This is a genomic window from Streptomyces sp. NPDC046303 (assembly GCF_055588085.1).
In genome coordinates this window covers 13304-32682 of the sequence record NZ_JBVJFA010000054.1, presented here as the reverse complement: position 1 = coordinate 32682, position 19379 = coordinate 13304, and the positions used below count along the sequence as shown (strand labels likewise).

The 19379-nt window shown below is 71.4% G+C and carries 16 protein-coding genes; 6 read left to right on the top strand and 10 right to left on the bottom strand.

All coding sequences use genetic code 11. The features are described 5' to 3' along the window. Positions 1-100: 100 nt before the first annotated feature. A complete protein-coding gene (locus ACZ6I1_RS32965) occupies positions 101-1126 on the bottom strand; it encodes a glycosyltransferase family 2 protein (protein ID WP_469292608.1) in 1026 nt (341 codons plus the stop codon). A 165-nt stretch (positions 1127-1291) separates the two neighbouring features. Here ACZ6I1_RS32965 and ACZ6I1_RS32960 point away from each other — a divergent pair, with 165 nt between their 5' ends. Beyond that, positions 1292-2800, top strand: coding sequence for an LCP family protein (locus tag ACZ6I1_RS32960; RefSeq protein WP_469292607.1), 1509 nt, complete (start codon positions 1292-1294; stop codon positions 2798-2800). A 51-nt stretch (positions 2801-2851) separates the two neighbouring features. On the opposite strand, the gene ACZ6I1_RS32955 is transcribed toward ACZ6I1_RS32960, so the two are convergent. Further along, positions 2852-3388: an acyl-CoA thioesterase gene (locus ACZ6I1_RS32955; RefSeq protein WP_361752045.1), complete on the bottom strand. Its 537-nt coding sequence runs from the start codon at positions 3386-3388 to the stop codon at positions 2852-2854. A gap of 105 nt (positions 3389-3493) precedes the next feature. On the opposite strand from ACZ6I1_RS32955, the gene ACZ6I1_RS32950 reads away from it, so the two are divergent. Continuing rightward, the gene (locus ACZ6I1_RS32950; protein ID WP_469292605.1) at positions 3494-4801 is read left to right on the top strand and encodes an LCP family protein; all 1308 of its coding nucleotides are present in this window, start codon (positions 3494-3496) and stop codon (positions 4799-4801) included. A gap of 70 nt (positions 4802-4871) precedes the next feature. Here the strand turns inward: ACZ6I1_RS32950 and manB are convergent, their stop codons facing one another. Beyond that, the gene (gene manB, locus ACZ6I1_RS32945; RefSeq protein ID WP_469292603.1) at positions 4872-5954 is read right to left on the bottom strand and encodes a mannose-1-phosphate guanylyltransferase; all 1083 of its coding nucleotides are present in this window, start codon (positions 5952-5954) and stop codon (positions 4872-4874) included. Between the two features lie 335 nt (positions 5955-6289). Further along, positions 6290-7447, bottom strand: a complete 1158-nt coding sequence (locus ACZ6I1_RS32940; RefSeq protein WP_393749150.1) for an acyl-CoA dehydrogenase family protein — start codon at positions 7445-7447, stop codon at positions 6290-6292. Between the two features lie 206 nt (positions 7448-7653). On the opposite strand from ACZ6I1_RS32940, the gene ACZ6I1_RS32935 reads away from it, so the two are divergent. After that, positions 7654-8997 carry a UDP-glucose dehydrogenase family protein gene (locus ACZ6I1_RS32935; protein WP_469292602.1) on the top strand — a complete coding sequence of 448 codons (1344 nt, stop codon included), beginning with the start codon at positions 7654-7656 and terminating at the stop codon, positions 8995-8997. Positions 8998-9103: 106 nt separating this feature from the next. On the opposite strand, the gene ACZ6I1_RS32930 is transcribed toward ACZ6I1_RS32935, so the two are convergent. From ACZ6I1_RS32930 to purE, 3 genes are all read right to left on the bottom strand, one after another. Beyond that, positions 9104-10189 carry a membrane dipeptidase gene (locus ACZ6I1_RS32930; protein ID WP_469292601.1) on the bottom strand — a complete coding sequence of 362 codons (1086 nt, stop codon included), beginning with the start codon at positions 10187-10189 and terminating at the stop codon, positions 9104-9106. 145 nt (positions 10190-10334) lie between these two features. Next, positions 10335-11516, bottom strand: a complete 1182-nt coding sequence (locus tag ACZ6I1_RS32925; RefSeq protein ID WP_469292600.1) for a dipeptidase — start codon at positions 11514-11516, stop codon at positions 10335-10337. Next, positions 11513-12049: a 5-(carboxyamino)imidazole ribonucleotide mutase gene (purE, locus tag ACZ6I1_RS32920; protein WP_469292599.1), complete on the bottom strand. Its 537-nt coding sequence runs from the start codon at positions 12047-12049 to the stop codon at positions 11513-11515. Before purE ends, ACZ6I1_RS32925 begins: the two co-directional genes overlap by 4 nt. Positions 12050-12195: 146 nt before the next feature. On the opposite strand from purE, the gene ACZ6I1_RS32915 reads away from it, so the two are divergent. Then, positions 12196-13413 (top strand): RNA-guided endonuclease InsQ/TnpB family protein, encoded by a 1218-nt coding sequence (locus ACZ6I1_RS32915; protein ID WP_469292597.1) that lies wholly within the window; start codon positions 12196-12198, stop codon positions 13411-13413. Positions 13414-13425: 12 nt separating this feature from the next. Here the strand turns inward: ACZ6I1_RS32915 and ACZ6I1_RS32910 are convergent, their stop codons facing one another. Then, the gene (locus tag ACZ6I1_RS32910; RefSeq protein WP_469292596.1) at positions 13426-14643 is read right to left on the bottom strand and encodes a 5-(carboxyamino)imidazole ribonucleotide synthase; all 1218 of its coding nucleotides are present in this window, start codon (positions 14641-14643) and stop codon (positions 13426-13428) included. Between the two features lie 111 nt (positions 14644-14754). Between ACZ6I1_RS32910 and ACZ6I1_RS32905 the strand changes: the two genes are divergently transcribed. Beyond that, positions 14755-15297 (top strand): GtrA family protein, encoded by a 543-nt coding sequence (locus ACZ6I1_RS32905; RefSeq protein WP_469292594.1) that lies wholly within the window; start codon positions 14755-14757, stop codon positions 15295-15297. 62 nt (positions 15298-15359) lie between these two features. Here the strand turns inward: ACZ6I1_RS32905 and ACZ6I1_RS32900 are convergent, their stop codons facing one another. Both ACZ6I1_RS32900 and ACZ6I1_RS32895 read right to left on the bottom strand, forming a co-directional pair. Next, positions 15360-16625 (bottom strand): ATP-binding protein, encoded by a 1266-nt coding sequence (locus tag ACZ6I1_RS32900; protein ID WP_469292592.1) that lies wholly within the window; start codon positions 16623-16625, stop codon positions 15360-15362. Between the two features lie 14 nt (positions 16626-16639). Then, positions 16640-17317 carry a response regulator transcription factor gene (locus ACZ6I1_RS32895; RefSeq protein WP_446593322.1) on the bottom strand — a complete coding sequence of 226 codons (678 nt, stop codon included), beginning with the start codon at positions 17315-17317 and terminating at the stop codon, positions 16640-16642. Between the two features lie 494 nt (positions 17318-17811). Between ACZ6I1_RS32895 and ACZ6I1_RS32890 the strand changes: the two genes are divergently transcribed. Next, positions 17812-19329: a peptide MFS transporter gene (locus ACZ6I1_RS32890; RefSeq protein ID WP_469292590.1), complete on the top strand. Its 1518-nt coding sequence runs from the start codon at positions 17812-17814 to the stop codon at positions 19327-19329. Positions 19330-19379 lie beyond the last annotated feature (50 nt).

Here is a 19379-nt window from a genome sequence, read left to right as displayed (position 1 = left end):
CCTACCCCCCCCCCCCCCCTCCCCCCCCACCCCCCCCCCCCCCCCCCCCCCCCCCCCCCCCCCCCCCCCCCCCCCCCCCCCCCCGGGCCCCTTCGTACGCTCAGACCTGCGAGGGGTCCCGGTGGACGGCCGGGCGGCGGGTCGCGATGAGCTTGTTCGCGAGCGAGCGCGGGCTCGTCAGGAAGCCGTAGCCCCAGCACAGGTGCATGGTGGCCAGGGCCAGGGGGATCTGCGCGCGGGCCTTGAGCGAGCGGCCCCTGCCCGCCGGGACGGAGCCCACGGCGATCGCCGCGAGGTAGCCGGCCGGGACGGCGAAGCCGAGCGGGGTGACGGCCGCACCCACGACCACGCCCGCCGCGATCGCGCAGACCAGGGTCGGCGGGGCCAGGTAGCGCAGGTTGATGGAGCCGGAGTGGTAGCGGGCCACCACGTGGCGCCACCGCCCGTAGTCCTTGTACTGCTTGGCCAGGGCCCGCACGGAACGCCGCGGCCGGTACTGGACCTTCAGCTCGGGGGAGAACCAGATCAGGCCGCCGGCCTCGCGGATGCGGAAGTTCAGCTCCCAGTCCTGGGCGCGGATGAACTCCTCGTTGTACCCGCCCTGCTGCTCCAGCGCCTCGCGGCGGAAGACGCCCAGGTACACGGTCTCGGCCGGTCCGGCCTGGCCGCCGGTGTGGAACGGCGCGTTGCCGACACCGATCCTCGAGGTCATCGCCGCGGCGACGGCCTCTTCCCAGTCGTTCTGGCCCTCGGCGTGCATGATGCCGCCGACGTTCTGCGCACCGGTCTCCCCGAGGAGGCGCACCGCGGTGGCGATGTAGTTCGGCGAGAGCATGCCGTGGCCGTCGACGCGTACCACGATCGGGTGACGCGAGGCCTTGATGGCGGCGTTGAGGGCGGCCGGGGTCCGGCCCGTGGGGTTCGGAACGGTGTGGACTCGGGAATCCTCGGCGACGAGCTCTGCGGCGATCTCGTCGGTGCGGTCCGTGGACGGCCCCAGCGCGATCACCACCTCCATCTCGCCCGCGTACTCCTGTTCCAGGATGTGGCGGACGGAGTCGCGGAGGTAGTGCTCCTCGTTGAGCACCGGCATGATCACCGAGACTGCGGGCTGCTGGGCGGGCATGTGGTCCTTCACGGTCGGGTATCGGTGTCACGTTACCGCGTACGGGGGAACCGGGTGCGCGCCGAGTGAGCGGTACGGACAGAGGCTGATCGTATGGGCCTACTGTTCTGACGAATCAGATCCAGGCCGATCGTTTCCCCTGCTGTCCCCGCGGAGGTGTCCACCGTGCCCCAGCCGCACCGTCCCACCCGTCCCGCCAGGCCGCCCCAGCCGCAGCGCGTACGGCGCGGCGGTACGGGCGGCGGACCGGGCGGCGGTCCGGCCCGGCACCGGGGCGACAGACCCCGGTGGGGGGTGCGGATCGCGGCGGGGCTGTCGGTGGCGGTGCTGGGCTGCGGGGCCGTCGGACATGCCGTGATGACCGGGCTGGACACCGGGATCGAGCGGGTGGACCCGTTCAAGGACATGAAGAACCGCCCGCAGGCCGGGCACGGCCTGAACTTCCTGCTGGTCGGCACCGACGGCCGGGAGAAGATCACTCCGGAGGAGAAGCGCGAGTACCGCCTGGGCGGGGCGCCCTGCCACTGCACCGACACCATCATGCTCGTGCACCTGTCGGCGGACCGGGAGCGGGCCAGCGTCATCAGCCTGCCCCGCGACAGCTACGCGGAGGTGCCCGCCCACCATGACCTCGTCACCGGAAAGGCGCACAAGGCGCACCCGGTGAAACTGAACGCCGCGTACGCGGAGGGCGGCCCCAACCTGACCGTGCGGACCGTCGAGAACATGACCCGGGTGAAGATCGACCACTACCTGGAGGTCGACTTCACCAGCTTCATGAAGACGGTCGATGCCATCGGCGGCGTGGACATCTGCACCGCCAAGACCATGCGCGACCCGAACACCGGCCTCGACCTGCTGCCCGGCACCCACCGCCTGACCGGCGGACAGGCCCTGCAGTACGTGCGCTCGCGCCACATCGACGGCGCGTCCGACCTCGGCCGGATGCAGCGCCAGCAGCGGTTCGTCGCCGCCCTGATCAAGCAGGCGACCAGCGGCGGGGTGCTGCTCAACCCGGTGAAGTTCAAGCAGGTCAGCTCCACGCTGCTGGGCTCGGTCCGGGCGGACACCGGCTTCGGCTCGGAGCAGATGCTCGCGCTCGGGCAGGCGATGCGGGACTTCACCCCGTCCTCCTCGGAATTCGCCTCCGTGCCCATCGGCGACCCCTCGTTCCGCGTCAAGGGCATCGGCTCCACCGTCAGGTGGGACGAGCCCAAGGCCGCCAAGCTCTTCGAGGCGCTGCGGCAGGACCGGCCGCTCGCCCCGGCCCGGCCCGGGAACTCCGGGAGCCGGGCCGCGGCCGTGCCGGTGGACGTGCCGCCGAAGCAGGTCCGGGTCCAGGTGGAGAACGGGACCCGGATCGACGGGCTGGGCGGCCGGGTCGACGCGGCCCTGCGCGCCACCGGCTTCGACACCACCGGGGCCCCGGGCAACGGCGCCGGCCGCGACGTGCGGCGCACGGTGATCACGTACGACCCGCGCTGGGACCGCTCCGCCCGCTCGGTGGCGGCCGCGCTGCCCGGCAGCGAGCTGCGGGCGGTCGCGCGCCAGGGCCGGACGGTGGTGGTGATCGCGGGCTCGGACTACCGCAAGGTGGTGCCGGTGCGGGCGGAGGACCCGTACCAGGGCACCTCAGGGGTGCTCACGGGCGACGAGGTGACCTGCGCCCAGTGAGCCGGCCGGGGGCCGGCAGCGGGCCGGTGCGGGCGCGCCGCGGGCCTCGGGTCAGTCGTCGAAGCCCTGGGCGGCCCGCTCCTCGCGCAGGGCCATGATCGCCTGGCGGCGGGCGAGCCGGTGCGTGCGGCGGATCTGGGCCTCCTGGTAGCGCCGCTCGTCCCGCTCGGTCTCCGGGAGCACGGGCGGCACCCGGCGGGGCTTGCCCTCGGCGTCCACGGCCGCGAAGACGAGGTAGGCGCTGCCGACCTGGGTGGCGGGGGTGGACTCGTTCCACCGCTCCGCGAGGACCCGTACGCCGATCTCCATGGAGGAGCGGCCCGTCCAGTTGCACTGGGCCTTCACGTGCACGAGGTCACCGACCCGTACGGGGGCGAGGAAGGCCATCTCGTCCATGGAGGCGGTGACCGCGGGGCCGCCGGAGTGGCGCCCGGCCACGGCCCCGGCCGCGTCGTCGACCAGCTTCATGATCACACCGCCGTGCACCGTGCCGAGGAGGTTGGTGTCGTTGGCCGTCATGATGTGGCTGAGGGTCGTACGGGAGGCCGCGGTCGGCTTCCCGGGCAGCTCGCCCGGTATCTCTGTCATACGGACACCTTAGATGCGGTGCGGAGGCATCAGCTCTGCAACAGGACCGGTACGGAAAGCACCCCGGGCTGTCGGACGACACGCCCGGGCAGGCATCCTTGGCGCATGAATGACTGGCCTGAAGGGCGTGAGGACGGGTACGGGCGCGGCAGCGCGGGAGCGCAGCCCGAGGGCGCGCAGCGGATGCGGCACGTCCAGCGGCAGCCGCGGCAGCAGCCCCCGCGCCCGGCGGTACCGCCGCCCGCCCGGCGGCCCGGACCGCCGCCCGCCCCCGCGGTGCCGCAGCAGGCCCAGGGCCACGACACGTACGGCGGCTACGACAGCGGCTACAACACCGGCCAGGTCTACGGGGCTCCCTCGGGCCCCGGCGGCCCCGGCGGGCCCGCGCAGCCGCCCTCGGGGCCCGGCCGCCCCGGCCGGACGCCCGGCCCGGCCCCGGACTGGCGCCGGCGGATCAAGATCGGCTCCATCGTGCTGGTCTCCGCGCTGGTGGTGACGACGGTCTCCACGTACTTCTGGGCCGACTCCAAGGTGCGCCGGGAGGTCGACCTGTCCAAGGTCATCGAGCGCCCCAAGGAGGGCGACTGTACGACGTACCTGATCGTGGGCTCCGACAGCCGCGAGGGCATGTCCGACGAGGAGAAGAAGAAGCTCCACACGGGCTCGGCCGAGGGCAAGCGGACCGACTCGATGATGATCCTGGCGAAGTGCTCCAGCGGGAACACCATGATCTCGCTGCCGCGCGACTCGGACGTGGAGATCCCCTCGTTCGTCGGCTCCCAGTCGGGCAAGAAGTTCCCCGCGCAGGGGCGGCGGGTCAAGCTCAACGCGGCGTACGCGGAGGACGGCCCCGAGCTGCTGGTGCGGACGGTGGAGCACAACACCGGCCTGCGGATCGACCACTACGCGGAGATCGGCTTCGCCGGCTTCGCGAACATCGTGGACGCGCTGGGCGGGGTGGAGCTGGACATCGAGCAGGGCTTCAAGGACGAGAAGTCGGGCGCCGACTTCCAGGCGGGCAGGCAGACCCTGAACGGCGAGCAGTCGCTGGCCTTCGTACGGACCCGGTACGCCTTCGCCGAGTCGGACCTGCAGCGGACGAAGAACCAGCAGAAGTTCCTGGCGGCGCTCGCCAACCAGGCGGCGACCCCGTCCACGGTCCTCAACCCGTTCAAGCTCTACCCGCTGCTGGGCTCGGGCCTGGACACGCTGATCGTGGACAAGGACATGGGCCTGTACGACATGGGCCAGATGTTCTTCGCGATGAAGGGCGTCAACGGGGGTGACGGCGTGTCGATGAACATGCCGATCTCCGGCCAGCGCGGCGGAAACCTCGTCTGGGACAAGGCGAAGGTGCAGCAGCTGGTGAAGCAGATCCAGAACGACGAGAAGGTCACCGTCCGCGGCAACTGACGCGGGGCCGGCCGCCGCTCCCTCCTGGCGGGGGAGGCGGCCCGGCCGCCTTCCCGGCTCAGGCGTCCGGTCAGGCGTCCGGGGAGAAGCGGATGGCGGCGGCGGGCAGCTGGGCCCCGCACCACACGCGGGCGCCCGAGCGGAGCTCGTTGTCGGCCCCCACGACGGCGTCGTCGCCGATGACGGCGCCCTCGAGCACGGTCCGCTCGCCCACCGTGGCGCGTGCGCCGATCAGCCCGGCGGTCACCTGCGCGTCGGCGCCGATGACGGCGCCTTCCAGCACGATGGAGCCCTGGACGACCGCTCCCGCCTCGATCCGCGCGCCGGCGCCCACGACCGTGCCGCCCGACAGCTTGGCGCCGGCCGCCACCTGGGCACCGGGCAGGACGAGGGACTCGCCGCGCCGGCCGGGGACGGCCGGGGAGGAGACCACGCCGCGGACCAGGTCGGCGGAGGCCTGGACGATGGCCTCGGGCTTGCCCAGGTCCATCCAGTACGTGTTCTCGGTGACGCCGTGCAGCGTGGCGCCGGACGCCAGCAGGCCGGGGAAGGTCTCGCGCTCGACGGAGACCGGGCGGCCCGCCGGAATGGAGTCGATCACGCTGCGGCGGAAGACGTAGCAGCCGGCGTTGATCTGGTCCGTGATGATCTCCTCGGGGGTCTGCGGCTTCTCGGTGAAGGCCAGCACCCGCCCTTCGGAGTCGGTGGGGACCAGGCCGAAGGCGCGCGGGTCCTCGACCCGCACCAGGTGCAGGGAGACGTCGGCGTCGGCCGTTTTGTGGGATGCGACGAGTCCGGCGATGTCCAGGCCCGTGAGGATGTCCCCGTTGAAGACGAGGACGGCGGAGTCCGGGCCCCCGGTGAGCAGCCGGGCGGCGTTGCGGATGGCGCCGCCGGTGCCCAGGGGCTCGTCCTCGACGACGTACTCCAGGTGGACGCCGAACTCGGATCCGTCGCCGAAGTAGGGCTCGAAGACCTCGGCGAGATAGCAGGTGGCCATGACGATGTGCGTGACACCGGCGGCCGCGGCGCGGGCTATCTGGTGGGCGAGGAAGGGCACGCCTGCGGTCGGGACCATCGGCTTCGGCGTGTTCACCGTCACGGGACGCAGCCGCGTCCCCTGTCCGCCGACCAGCAGGATCGCTTCCGTCATTGCGTTCTCCCCAACCGACTCCGGCGTACGAAGGTCCAAATTTAGCCCATCCGAGTGGCCCCCAACGGCCGGAGGTGGGCGAAGCCACCCGCGCGCGCACCCGTACAGCCGGAGTGCCCGACGTGTCCCCAATTGCCCCACCCACCCGCCCCCTCGGCGTCCCGCCGACCGCACCGGCGGCCGAACGGACCGGCCCAACCGGGCAGTTGCCGCCCGGGACCCATCAAGCGCCGATGCCGGCTCCGGTGACGAGTCGACAGCTCTTGGGCGAACGCGAGCGACCCCCGGCGGCAGGTCGGGGGTCGCTCGCGCGTGCGTGTGCAGGTCAGACAGGATTACGGCAGGTTGCGGGCCATGACGATCCGCTGGACCTGGTTCGTGCCTTCGTAAATCTGGGTGATCTTGGCGTCGCGCATCATGCGCTCCACCGGGTAGTCGCGGGTGTAGCCGTAGCCGCCGAGGAGCTGGACGGCGTCCGTGGTGACCTCCATGGCCACGTCGGAGGCGAAGCACTTGGCCGCGGCGCCGAAGAAGGTCAGGTCGGCGTCGACGCGCTCGGACTTCGCGGCGGCCGCGTACGTCAGCTGGCGGGCGGCCTCGATCTTCATGGCCATGTCCGCGAGCATGAACTGCACGCCCTGGAAGTCGCCGATCGGCTTGCCGAACTGCTTGCGCTCCTGGACGTAGCCCTTGGCGTAGTCCAGGGCGCCCTGCGCGATGCCGAGCGCCTGGGCGGCGATCGTGATGCGGGTGTGGTCGAGGGTCTTCATCGCGGTGGCGAATCCGGTGCCCTCGGCGCCGATCATGCGGTCGGCCGGGATGCGGACGTTGTCGAGGTAGACCTCGCGCGTCGGGGAGCCCTTGATGCCGAGCTTCTTCTCGGGCGCGCCGAAGGAGACGCCCTCGTCCGACTTCTCGACGACGAAGGCGCTGATGCCCTTGGAGCGCTTCTCCGGGTCGGTGACGGCCATGACCGTGTAGTACTCGGAGACGCCCGCGTTGGTGATCCAGCGCTTGACGCCGTTGAGGACCCAGAAGTCGCCGTCGCGGACCGCGCGGGTCTTCATGCCGGCGGCGTCGGAGCCCGCGTCCGGCTCGGAGAGCGCGTACGAGAACATCGCGTCGCCCTTGGCGAGCGGGCCGAGGTACTTGGCCTTGAGCTCCTCGGAACCGGAGAGGATCACCGGGAGCGAGCCGAGCTTGTTGACCGCGGGGATGAGGGAGGAGGAGGCGCAGACGCGGGCCACCTCCTCGATCACGATCACGGTGGCGAGGGCGTCGGCGCCCGCGCCGCCGTAGGTCTCGGGCACGTGGACGGCGTGCAGGTCGCTGGCGACCAGGGCGTCGAGGGCCTCCTGCGGGAAGCGGGACTCCTCGTCGACCGCGGCGGCGAACGGCAGGATCTTCGCCTCGGCGAGCGAGCGGACCGACTCGCGGAGCATGTCGTGCTCCTCGGCCGGGCGGTACAGGTCGAAGTCGGCAGAACCCGCCAAGATCTCTCACTCCCCAGGGTGATGCGTGATGCTAACTACCGTTAAGTAACGCAAGCCTAGTGGCCGGGGCGCGGGTGGCGGTACGGACGGCCCACGTGAGTTGCGTGACAGCGGTGTCACCTACTGGAGAACGTCCCCCTCGACCGGCCCGACTATGCTCAGTGGCCGCAAACGGCCCGCCGCCCCCCAGCACCTACGGAGCACCCATGGCCCCCCTCAGGATCACTGTGATCGGCACCGGCTACCTGGGCGCCACGCACGCCGCGGCGATGGCGGAGCTGGGGTTCGAGGTGCTGGGGCTGGACGTGGTGCCCGAGAAGATCGAGATGCTGGCCTCGGGCCGGGTGCCGATGTACGAGCCCGGTCTGGAGGAGCTGCTGTCCGCGCACGTGGCCGGGCTGCCGGGCTCTTCGGGGCGGCTGCGGTTCACGACCTCCTGGGAGGAGGTCGGGGAATTCGGCGACGTGCACTTCGTGTGCGTGAACACTCCGCAGAAGCACGGCGAGTACGCGTGTGACATGTCCTACGTCGACTCCGCGATGGCCTCGCTCGCCCCGCACCTGACGCGGCCGGCGCTGGTGGTCGGCAAGTCCACCGTGCCGGTGGGCTCGGCGCAGCGGCTGGCCGCGAAGCTCGCGGAGCTCGCGCCGGCGGGTGCGGACGTGGAGCTGGCGTGGAACCCGGAGTTCCTGCGGGAGGGCTTCGCGGTGCAGGACACCCTGCATCCCGACCGGATCGTGATCGGCGTCCAGGGCGAGCGCGGCGAGAAGGTGCTGCGGGAGGTGTACGCGACACCGATGGGGGAGGGCTCGCCGCTGGTGGTGACCGACTTCCCGACGGCGGAGCTGGTGAAGACCGCCGCGAATTCCTTCCTCGCGACGAAGATCTCCTTCATCAACGCGATGGCCGAGGTCTGCGAGGCCGCCGGCGGTGACGTGGTCAAGCTGGCGGAGGCCATCGGCTACGACGACCGGATCGGCGCGAAGTTCCTGCGGGCCGGGATCGGCTTCGGCGGCGGCTGCCTGCCGAAGGACATCCGGGCCTTCATGGCGCGGGCCGGCGAGCTGGGGGCCGACCAGGCGCTGACCTTCCTGCGGGAGGTCGACTCGATCAACATGCGGCGGCGCGGGCACATGGTGGAGCTGGCGCGGGAGGCCGTCGGCGGGTCGTTCCTCGGCAAGCGGGTCGCGGTGCTGGGGGCGACGTTCAAGCCGGACTCGGACGATGTGCGGGACTCGCCCGCGCTGAACGTGGCGGGGCAGATCCACCTCCAGGGCGGGCAGGTCACCGTCTACGACCCCAAGGGCATGGACAACGCGCGGCGCGTCTTCCCGACGCTGGGGTACGCGGACTCCGCTCAGGAGGCGGCCCGGGGTGCGGAGGTCGTCCTGCACCTGACGGAGTGGCGCGAGTTCCGCGAGCTCGACCCGGCGGAGCTGGGCCGCGTCGTCACCGACCGGCTGATCCTGGACGGGCGCAACGCGCTGGATCCGGACCTGTGGCGTACGGCGGGCTGGACCTACCGGGCGATGGGCCGGCCCCGCGCCTAGCCCTCTGGCCGGGCAGGGGCGAGGGCCGCTGCGCGGAGCCCCGCCCCGTCCCGTCCCGTCCCCGTGGCTCCGCCCAGACCCGCGTCTCACACGCCGGCGGGGCGCGTCAAAAAGGCGTGGGCGCGGGGCGGCGGTGGTGGGCGGCGCGGGAGGTGAACTCCGCGTCGCGCAGGACTCGCTGGGCGTTGCCCCAGGTCAGCAGGGCCAGGTCGGATTCCGGCCAGCCGCGGTCCAGGAGTTCCGCGATCAGGCGCGGGTAGCCCGAGGGGTCGGTCAGGCCCGTGGGGCGCGGAGCGCCCGGTTCGGCGCCGAAGCCGGCGCCCAGGCCGACGCCTTGCGGGCCCGCGACGGCCCGTACGTGGTCGAGGTGGTCGGCCACCGCGTGCAGGGAGTCCCCGGTCCTGGCGGTGTCGAAGGTGACCATCGCCACGCCGTTCGCCTCGCGCAGGGCCAGCAGGACCTCGTCGGTCGCGTTCCCCGGGTACGGGTTCAGGGCCGCGGCCGCCGTGCTCGAGATCATCACCGGTGCCTTGGAGGCCGCCGCGATCCGGCGGGCCGTCGTCGGGGGGCACCCGGCCAGGTCCAGCACGATGCCCAGCCTGTTCGCCTCCTGGACCACCTCGTGGCCGAAGGCCGTCAGGTCCTCCCGGGCCCAGGGCGCTCCGGCGGGCGCGAAGATCCGTACGCCCAGCGCGTGGAAGGCGTGCAGGGCGCTCAGCGAGTCGGTCAGGGTCCGGCCCGGCACGGGCCCGAGGACGCAGGCGATGCGGCCGCGGTTGCGGGCGTCCGCCATGTCGTCGGCGGTCAGCGCGAGGCACAGGCTGTCGGGGTAGCGGCGTACGAGGGCCAGCGCCACGTCGATCTGTTCCAGGGTGTCGGAGACCACCTGGTCGTCGGCTGCGGCCCGGTCGTCGGCCGGGGCCCCGCTCGGGGTGAGCAGCGACCAGAACTGGGCCCCCACTCCCCCGGCGCGCAGCCTCGGGATGTCGGTGTCGACACCGAAGTCGGGGGTGTCGATCTCGTGGTACGGGGTCTGGCGCAGCGTCCAGACGAGCGTGTTGCACCCGTCCGCGACGGGATGCGCGGACAGCAGCGCGACGGCCCGTTCGAGGGCGCCGGTCACCGCTGTGGGGGCGGGAAGGTCTTCCGCCCCGATGCCCACGGAGTGGGGTTCATCCTGCAGGTCGGCCATGGCGTTCGCTCCGGTCCTCGGCGGCAGCAGGGAGAGATGCTGCCACCGTGACACGCGTGACGCCCGGGTCGCCCGGCAGATGTGGCATTCGGGTGTAACCCGCAGGTCACACCCGTTGCCCCAGCCGCGCGGGCCGGGCGGCCGGCTAGCCGATCACCGCGTTGGACGGGCCCCGGGACGCCGACAGGTCGCGTGCCACCGCCTCCGCGTCGCGCAGCACCCGTACCGCGTTGGACCAGGTCAGCTTCGCCAGGTCGGCCTTGGACCAGCCGCGCGTGAGCAGCTCCGCGATGAGGTGGGGGTAGCCCGCGACGTCGTCCAGCCCGGACGGGGTGAAGGCCGTGCCGTCGTAGTCCCCGCCGATGCCGATGTGGTCGATCCCGGCCACCTCGCGCATGTGGTCGAGGTGGTCTGCGACGGTGGCGGCCGTGGCCACCGGGCGCGGGCGCTCCGCCTCGAACGCCCGGTGCAGGGCCATCGCCGCGGGCGTGGTGTCCAGGTGGTGCAGTCCGTGGGCCCGCAGGTTCTCGTCCGCGGCCAGCGTCCATTCGACGGCCGCGGGGAGGATGAACTTCGGGACGAAGGTGGCCATCGCGACCCCGCCGTTGGCCGGGAGCCGCTCGAGCACGTCGTCGGGGATGTTGCGCGGGTGGTCGCACACGGCGCGCGCCGAGGAGTGCGAGAAGACCACCGGCGCGGCCGTGGCGTCCAGTGCGTCGCGCATCGTCGTCGCGGCGACGTGCGAGAGGTCCACCAGCATGCCGACGCGGTTCATCTCGCGGACGACCTCGCGGCCGAAGTCCGTCAGGCCGCCGTGCCGGGGTTCGTCGGTCGCCGAATCCGCCCAGTCGATGGTGTCGTTGTGCGTGAGCGTCATGTACCGCACGCCCAGCCGGTGCAGGGCGCGCAGGGTGGCGAGCGAGTTGTTGATGGAGTGGCCGCCCTCGGCGCCCATGAGGGAGGCGATGCGGCCCTCGGCGCGGGCGGCCTCCATGTCGTCCGCCGTCAGGGCCCGCACCAGGTCGGCGGGGTAACGGCTGATCAGCTGGTCGACCGCGTCCACCTGTTCCAGGGTGGCGCTGACCGCCTCGTCGCCGGTCAGTTCGGTGCTCACGTACACGGACCAGAACTGGGCGCCGACGCCGCCGGCGCGCAGTCGGGGGATGTCGGTGTGCAGGTACGCCGACTGGTCGCCGGCGATGTCCCGCCGGTCCAGGTCGTAGCGGACCTGCTTGCGCAGCGCCCAGGGCAGGTCGTTGTGGCCGTCGACGACGGGGTGCTCGGCCAGCAGCTCGCGCGCCTCGTCCAGGCGCTGCGCCGCGCTCACTTGCCGAATCCGAAGGACTCCATGCCCGCGACCTTCGTCCGCAGCCGCTTGCCCTTCTCGGTGGCCTGGTCGTTGAGCTCCTGCTGGAACTCCTGCATCCGGCCCATCAGCTCGGCGTCGTGCGCGGCCAGCATCCGTACGGCCAGCAGGCCGGCGTTGCGCGCCCCGGCGACCGAGACGGTGGCGACGGGGACCCCGGCGGGCATCTGGACGATCGACAGCAGCGAGTCCATGCCGTCGAGGTACTTCAGCGGGACGGGGACGCCGATGACGGGCAGCGGGGTGACCGAGGCGAGCATGCCGGGCAGGTGGGCGGCGCCGCCGGCGCCGGCGATGATCGCCTTGAGGCCGCGGCCGGCGGCCTGCTCCCCGTACGCGACCATCTCGCGCGGCATCCGGTGCGCGGAGACGACGTCGACCTCGTAGGGGATCTCGAACTCGTCCAGGGCCTGGGCGGCGGCCTCCATGACCGGCCAGTCCGAGTCGGAGCCCATGACGATGCCGATGACGGGGCCTGCGGCGGAGGTGCTCATCCCGATCTCCTTGCGTGGGAATCCCCGGCCTCGGCCGGGGTAGGAAACGCATCCACGGCTCGGAGCCGTGCCGCGGCGATGTACCGCGCTGTGATGCTGTGACCTGGGCTTGTGTTCGGATCCTGGCCACCCCTAGCGTCCGGGGCGTGGGGGCTTCTTCTGTGAAGCGGGCGTTCAAGTACCGCTTCTATCCGAACGACGCGCAGGCAGCGGAGCTGTCGCGGACGTTCGGCTGCGTGCGGAAGGTCTACAACCTGGCCCTCACCGCCCGATCCGCGGCGTGGGCGGCCAGTCAGGAGCGCGTGGGCCTCGGGCAGACGTCGGCCATGCTCACGGCGTGGAAGAAGACCGAGGAGCTGGCCTTCCTGGCCGAGGTGTCCTCCGTACCGCTCCAGCAGACGCTCAGGCACCTGCAGGCGGCGTTCGTCCGATTCTGGGGAAAGCGGGCGAAGCATCCGCGCTTCAAAACGCAACGGAAGTCGCGGGCGAGCGCCGAGTACACGCGCAGTGCCTTCCGCTACGCCGACGGCCGGCTCACTCTCGCAAAGATGGCCGAGCCGCTGGACATCGTGTGGTCCCGGCCCCTGCCTGTGGGGGCGATGCCGTCCACGGCCACGGTCTCCCGTGACCGTGCGGGGCGCTGGTTCGTGTCCCTCCTCTGCGAGGACACCCCGTCCCAGATGCCTGACACGACGAACGCGATCGGCCTTGACGCCGGATTGACGACCCTGGTCACACTCTCCACCGGTGAGAAAGTCCAGAACCCAAGGCCCGAGCGCAAGGACCGGGAGCGCCTGACGCGCGCCCAGCGGGCGCTGTCGCGGAAGGGGAAGGGCAGCAACAACCGGGCGAAGGCCCGCACGCGGGTGGCGAGGATCCATGCCCGGATCGCCGACCGGCGGCGGGATCACCTGCACAAGCTGACGACTCGACTCGTGCGCGAAAACCAAACGCTCGTAATCGAGGACCTCACCGTCGAGAACATGCTCAAGAACCACAAACTCGCCCGTGCCGTCAGCGACGCCGGCTGGCGCGAGCTGCGGTCCATGCTGGAGTACAAGGCGGCCTGGTACGGGCGTGAGCTGATCACCGTCGACCGGTGGTTCCCCAGTTCCAAGCTCTGCTCGGCCTGTGGGGCCATCGCCGATACGTTGCCCCTCAACGTCCGTGAGTGGACGTGCAAGCACTGCGGGACGACCCATGACCGGGACGAAAACGCAGCGATCAACCTTCTGGCCGCCGGGCTGGCGGTCATTGCCTGTGAAGCGGGCGTCAGACCTCAACGGGAGTCCTCCTCTCGGCCGGGGCGGTCCGTGGTGAAGCAGGAAACCTCACCCGTGAGGGTGGGAACCCCCTCCCGCTAGGGAGGGGGCAGGTCAATCGGTGACCGTTCCTCTGAGGTAGTCGGCAGCGTGGCGTGCGCGCTCCAGCACATCGTCCAGGTCGTCGCCGTAGGTGTTGACGTGGCCGACCTTGCGACCGTGTTTCACGTCCTTGCCGTACATGTGGATCTTCAGCTGGGGGTCGTGGGCCATGCAGTGCAGGTACGCCGCGTACATGTCGGGGTAGTCCCCGCCCAGCACGTTCGCCATGACCGTCCACTTGGCGCGGGGGCGCGGGTCGCCCAGCGGGAGGTCCAGGACCGCCCGTACGTGGTTGGCGAACTGGGAGGTGACGGCGCCGTCCTGGGTCCAGTGGCCGCTGTTGTGCGGGCGCATGGCCAGTTCGTTGACGAGGATGCGGCCGTCGGTGGTCTCGAACAGCTCCACGGCCAGGTGGCCGGTCACGCCGAGCTCCTTGGCGATGCGCAGGGCCAGGGCCTGGGCCTCGCCCGCCAGCTCCTCCGAGAGGTTCGGAGCGGGGGCGATCACCGTGTCGCAGACCCCGTCCACCTGGACGGACTCCACGACGGGGTAGGCCACCGCCTGGCCGTGCGGGGAGCGGACGATGTTGGCCGCGAGTTCGCGGACGTAGTCGACCTTCTCCTCCGCGAGGACCGGGACGCCCGCCTTGAAGGGGGCCTCCGCGTCCTGCGGGGTGCGGACGAACCACACGCCCTTGCCGTCGTACCCGCCGCGCACCGTCTTGAGGATGACGGGGAAGCCGCCCACCTCGTCCGCGAAGGCCGCCGCGTCCTCCGGATCGCTCACGATCCGGTGGCGGGGGCTCGGCGCGCCGATCTCGTCGAGCTTGGCGCGCATCACCCCCTTGTCCTGGGCGTGCACCAACGCGTCGGGCCCCGGGCGGACGGGGATGCCGTCCGCTTCCAGGGCCCTGAGGTGCTCGGTGGGCACGTGCTCGTGATCGAAGGTGATCACGTCGCAGCCGCGCGCGAAGGCGCGCAGCGTCTCCAGATCGCGATAGTCGCCGATGACGACGTCGCTCACGACCTGGGCCGCCGAGTCCTGAGGGGTGTCACTGAGGATCTTGAATTTGATGCCGAGGGGGATGCCCGCCTCGTGGGTCATGCGGGCGAGCTGTCCGCCGCCGACCATGCCGACTACCGGGAACGTCACTCCTCCAGGGTATCCGGCGGTATTCCGCCATCCGGACGTGCCCCTGGCGCGGACGCGCCGGTGTGCCGTGCGTCGCACGGTGTCCGAAGGCACAGACGGACCTGAGGGGCGACACTTAGCATGAGGGGGTTGACGGAGAACAGCGGACGCCCCTGTGCGGGGCGGTGACCGACAGGACTGACCATTCAGATGAGCACGCCGGGGAACGGAACTGTTCTCGAACGCGTACGCGGTCTCGTTCGGGAGGTCGCCAAGTTCGGTGCGGTCGGCGGTCTGGGCGTGCTGGTCAACCTGGGTGTCTTCAACCTGCTCCGCAACACGACCGACCTGCAGGTGGTGCGCGCGAGCGTGATAGCCACCGTGGTCGCCATCGCGACGAACTACCTCGGCTTCCGCTACTTCGCCTACCGGGACCGCGCCAAGAGCGGCCGGACCCGCGAGCTGACCCTGTTCGCGGCGTTCAGCGCGGTCGGCCTGGTGATCGAGAACGGTGTGCTGTACACGGCCACGTACGGCTTCGGCTGGGACGGACCGGTCGCCACCAACGTGTTCAAGTTCATCGGCATCGGCACCGCGACGGTCTTCCGCTTCTGGTCGTACCGGACCTGGGTCTTCAAGGCCCTGCCGCCGGCCGCCGAGGCCGAGCCGATACCCGAGCCGGCCCCGCTGCCCAAGCCGGACCGGAAGCCCGAACCGCTGCCCGAGCCCGAACCGGAACCCGCGGCCGGCTGAAGCCCGGCACGGCAACCGCGCCGGGGCCGGCAACCGCGCCGGGGCCGGCACCTGCGCCGGCGCTAGCGGACCGTTTTCTCCGGCTCCGTGCGCTCCGGGGCCGTCCGGCTCAGGAACAGCGCGAACACCGGCGGCTGCGCCTGGAGCAGCTCGAGGCGCCCGCCGTCCGCCTCGGCGAGGTCCCGGGCGACGGCCAGGCCGATGCCGGTGGAGTTGCGGCCGCTGATGGCCCGCTCGAAGATCCGGTTGCCGAGGTCCGGCGGAACCCCCGGCCCCTCGTCCGTGACCTCCAGCACCGCCTGGTTCCCGATCACCCGGGTGCGCAGGGCGACGGTGCCGCCGCCGTGCATCAGCGCGTTCTCCACCAGGGTGGCCAGGACCTGCGCCACCGCTCCGGGCGTGCCCACGGCCCGTACGCCCTGCTTGCCGGAGCGCACGATGGCGCGGCCGGCGCTGCGGTAGGCGGGCCGCCATTCCTCCACCTGCTGTTTGACGACCTCGTCGAGGTCGAAGGCGACCGCCGAGCCGGTCCGCGGGTCCCGCGAGTTCGTGAGCAGGCGCTGGACCACGTCCGTGAGCCGCTCCACCTGGGCGAGGGCGATGGTCGCCTCCTCCCGTACGGTCTCCAGGTCCTCGGTGACCGTGATCTCCTCCAGCCGCATCGACAGTGCGGTGAGCGGGGTGCGCAGCTGGTGGGAGGCGTCCGCGGCCAGGCGCCGCTCGGCGGTCAGCATCCGCCCGATCCGCTCGGCGCTGGAGTCCAGTACGTCCGCGACCCGGTCCAGCTCGGGCACCCCGTACCGCTTGTGCCGGGGCCGCGGGTCGCCCGATCCGAGGCGCTCGGCGGTCTCGGCGAGGTCGGTGAGCGGGGAGGCCAGCCGGTTCGCCTGCCGTACGGCGAGCAGGACGGCCGCCACGACGGCCAGCAGCGCGACGGCGCCGACCACCGCGAGGGTCCGCACGACCTCCTTGGTCACGGTGGAGCGGGCTTCCTCGACGACGACGGTCTCGCCCTGCTCGGTATGTGCGGTGCCGCGGATCACGTCCTCGTCGATCCGGTGGCCGACCTCCACGGAGGGCCGCCCGGGGATGGTGATCGTGGCGTGGTGGCCGACGTCGAGCTGGTCGGCGAGGGCCTGCGCGTCGACCTGCTTGCGCTCCAGGACGTTCGCCTCGACGATCCCGGCCAGGCGCTGCGCCTCGTACTCGATGCGGTCCTGGGCGCTGCTGGTGATGGTCCGGGTCTCCACGATCACCAGGGAGACGCCGAAGACGGCGATCACGACGAGTACGACGGCGAGCGTGGAGTTGATCAGACGGCGGCGCATGGCGTGGGAACTGCTCAGCTCTTCTCGAAGCGGAAGCCGACGCCGCGGACGGTGGCGATGTAGCGGGGGTTGGCGGCGTCGTCGCCCAGCTTCTTGCGCAGCCAGGAGATGTGCATGTCGAGGGTCTTGGTGGAGGACCACCAGGTGGTGTCCCAGACCTCGCGCATGAGCTGGTCGCGGGTGACGACCCGGCCGGCGTCGCGGACCAGGACGCGCAGCAGGTCGAACTCCTTGGCCGTGAGCTGGAGCTCCTCCTCGCCCATCCACGCGCGGTGCGATTCGACGTCGATGCGCACGCCGTGGGTGGCGGGGGGCTGGCTGGCCTCGGCGGCGCCGCGGCGGAGCAGGGCCCGGACCCGGGCCAGCAGCTCGGCGAGGCGGAAGGGCTTGGTCACGTAGTCGTCGGCGCCGGCGTCGAGGCCGACGACCGTGTCGACCTCGTCCGCGCGGGCGGTCAGGACCAGGATCGGGAAGCCGTGGCCTTCGGCGCGCAGCCGGCGGGCCACTTCCAGGCCGTCCATGCCCGGCAGGCCGAGGTCCAGGACGACGAGGTCGACGCCGCCCTGGAGTCCGGCGTCCAGGGCCGTGGGGCCGTCTTCCCGGACCTCGACCTCGTACCCCTCCCGGCGCAGGGCGCGGGCCAGGGGTTCCGAAATGGATGCGTCGTCCTCGGCGAGCAGTACACGCGTCATGTGGGTGATGGTAGTCCGCGGCGACCGACTGGAGGTGGCCGCGGGAGGACCCCTGTCTATCTGGGCTTATGGGCCACTCCACACCTTCGAATATGGTCGAACGGTTCCCGCGTCACCTGTGATCCATATCTCAAGTCCTTCCTTATCCGGCCCTGTCGTGTCGTATGGTGTCGAGACGCCTGATGCACTACCTCGGGGACCTTTGTGCCGAAAAACGCGCCGAAGGTCTCTCCTTCTGTCCTGACCGGATTGGGCAGTCTGTACGGACTGGCCGGTGCGGGCTTGATGACAGTGAATGACCTGTGGGCCGGGCCCGCCGCGCGAGGATGCGCGGCCGGGCGTGGATCCCGGTCACGGATGTCCCTTCGCTCCCGGCCCCACGGGAGCGAGACCCCCGGGCGTGGGGTGGGACCCCCGCTGCCGGTGCCGGCCACCCCCCACCGGGCGCTGATGGGCTCACGAAGCCACGCGTCCCGACCAAGCAAGGATCGACCATGGCTTCCAGCCTGACGAGGGACTCGGCGGATCCGTCCACCGAGAAGACCTTCTTCGGCCACCCCCGTGGCCTGGCCACGCTGTTCATGACCGAGATGTGGGAGCGCTTCTCCTACTACGGCATGCGCGCACTGCTCGTCGTGTACATCCTGTCGGGCGGCCCCGACGCGGCGGAAGGCAGCCAGGCGGGCGGCCTCGCCATGCGGACCGCCGTCGCGACGGCGATCTACTCCGTGTACGTCGCCATGGTGTACCTCATGGCCCTGCCCGGCGGCTGGTTCGGCGACCGCGTCTGGGGTGCCCGCAAGACGGTCACCGTCGCGGGCGGCGTGATCATGGCGGGCCACTTCGCGCTCGCGCTTCCCGGTCAGGCGATGTTCTTCGCCGGTCTCGCGCTCGTCGCGGTCGGTTCCGGTCTGCTGAAGGCCAACATCTCCACGATGGTCGGCCACCTCTACGACGGTCCGCAGGACCCTCGCCGTGACAGTGGCTTCACGCTCTTCTACGTGGGCATCAACCTCGGCGCCTTTGTCGCCCCGCTCGCCATCGGCACCGTCGGCCAGACCGTCAACTGGCACCTCGGCTTCGCCATGGCCGGTGTCGGCATGGCGCTGGGTCTGGCGCAGTTCCTCCTGGGCACCAAGCACCTGAGCCCGACGAGCAACCTGGTCCCGAACCCGCTCTCCGCCCAGGAGCGCAGCGCGATCATCGTCAAGGTCGTCGCGAGCGTCGGCATCGTCGCCCTCTTCTACGCGGTCGTCGGCTTCGCCGGTGTGTTCACGCTGAACTGGGCCATGATCCCGCTGACCATCGCCGGTCTGCTGATCCCGATCGGCGTCCTCGTCCGCATCAAGCGCGACAAGGACCTCTCGGCTCCCGAGCAGTCGAAGATGACCGGCTACATCTGGTTCTTCGTGGCCGCCGCCGTCTTCTGGATGATCTACGACCAGGGTGGTTCCACGCTGGCCGCGTTCGCCGAGACGAAGTCCGCGAACACGCTCTTCGGCTTCGACTTCCCGTCGACCTGGTTCCAGTCGCTGAACCCGCTCTTCGTGATGTCCCTGGCTCCGGTCTTCGCCTGGCTGTGGATCTGGCTGGCGCGCAAGAACCAGGAGCCGAAGACCATCGTGAAGTTCGCGATGGCCCTGGTCCTGGTCGGCGGCTCGTTCTTCGTCTTCGTCGTGCCGATGGGCATGGCCGGCGACGGCGGCAAGGTCAGCCCGATGTGGCTCGTCTCGATCTACATGATCCAGACGATCGCCGAGCTGTGCCTGTCCCCGGTGGGTCTGTCCGTCACCACCAAGATGGCGCCGCAGAAGTACGCCAGCCAGATGATGGGTGTCTGGTTCCTCGCGGTCACCGCCGGTGACTGCACGACCAGCCTGCTCTCCATCGCGGGTGTGGACTTGAACGGCACGACGATCATCGCCGCGCAGGCCGCGCTGGCGGTGCTCGCGGGCTTCGCGATCCACATGTACCGCAAGAAGGTCCAGACGATGATGGGCGACGTCCACTGACGCACCCGCTTCGCAGCGCGAGCGGCCCGGCACACCACATGGTGTGCCGG

What these genes read in the sequence shown, in the direction of transcription:
- ACZ6I1_RS32965 (WP_469292608.1), bottom strand. Translation starts at nt 1,126, where the DNA reads ATGCCCGCCCAGCAGCCCGCAGTCTCGGTGATCATGCCGGTGCTCAAC.
- ACZ6I1_RS32955 (WP_361752045.1), bottom strand. Translation starts at nt 3,388, where the DNA reads ATGACAGAGATACCGGGCGAGCTGCCCGGGAAGCCGACCGCGGCCTCC.
- ACZ6I1_RS32950 (WP_469292605.1), top strand. Translation starts at nt 3,494, where the DNA reads ATGAATGACTGGCCTGAAGGGCGTGAGGACGGGTACGGGCGCGGCAGC.
- manB (WP_469292603.1), bottom strand. Translation starts at nt 5,954, where the DNA reads ATGACGGAAGCGATCCTGCTGGTCGGCGGACAGGGGACGCGGCTGCGT.
- ACZ6I1_RS32935 (WP_469292602.1), top strand. Translation starts at nt 7,654, where the DNA reads ATGGCCCCCCTCAGGATCACTGTGATCGGCACCGGCTACCTGGGCGCC.
- ACZ6I1_RS32930 (WP_469292601.1), bottom strand. Translation starts at nt 10,189, where the DNA reads ATGGCCGACCTGCAGGATGAACCCCACTCCGTGGGCATCGGGGCGGAA.
- purE (WP_469292599.1), bottom strand. Translation starts at nt 12,049, where the DNA reads ATGAGCACCTCCGCCGCAGGCCCCGTCATCGGCATCGTCATGGGCTCC.
- ACZ6I1_RS32905 (WP_469292594.1), top strand. Translation starts at nt 14,755, where the DNA reads ATGAGCACGCCGGGGAACGGAACTGTTCTCGAACGCGTACGCGGTCTC.
- ACZ6I1_RS32900 (WP_469292592.1), bottom strand. Translation starts at nt 16,625, where the DNA reads ATGCGCCGCCGTCTGATCAACTCCACGCTCGCCGTCGTACTCGTCGTG.
- ACZ6I1_RS32895 (WP_446593322.1), bottom strand. Translation starts at nt 17,317, where the DNA reads ATGACGCGTGTACTGCTCGCCGAGGACGACGCATCCATTTCGGAACCC.
- ACZ6I1_RS32890 (WP_469292590.1), top strand. Translation starts at nt 17,812, where the DNA reads ATGGCTTCCAGCCTGACGAGGGACTCGGCGGATCCGTCCACCGAGAAG.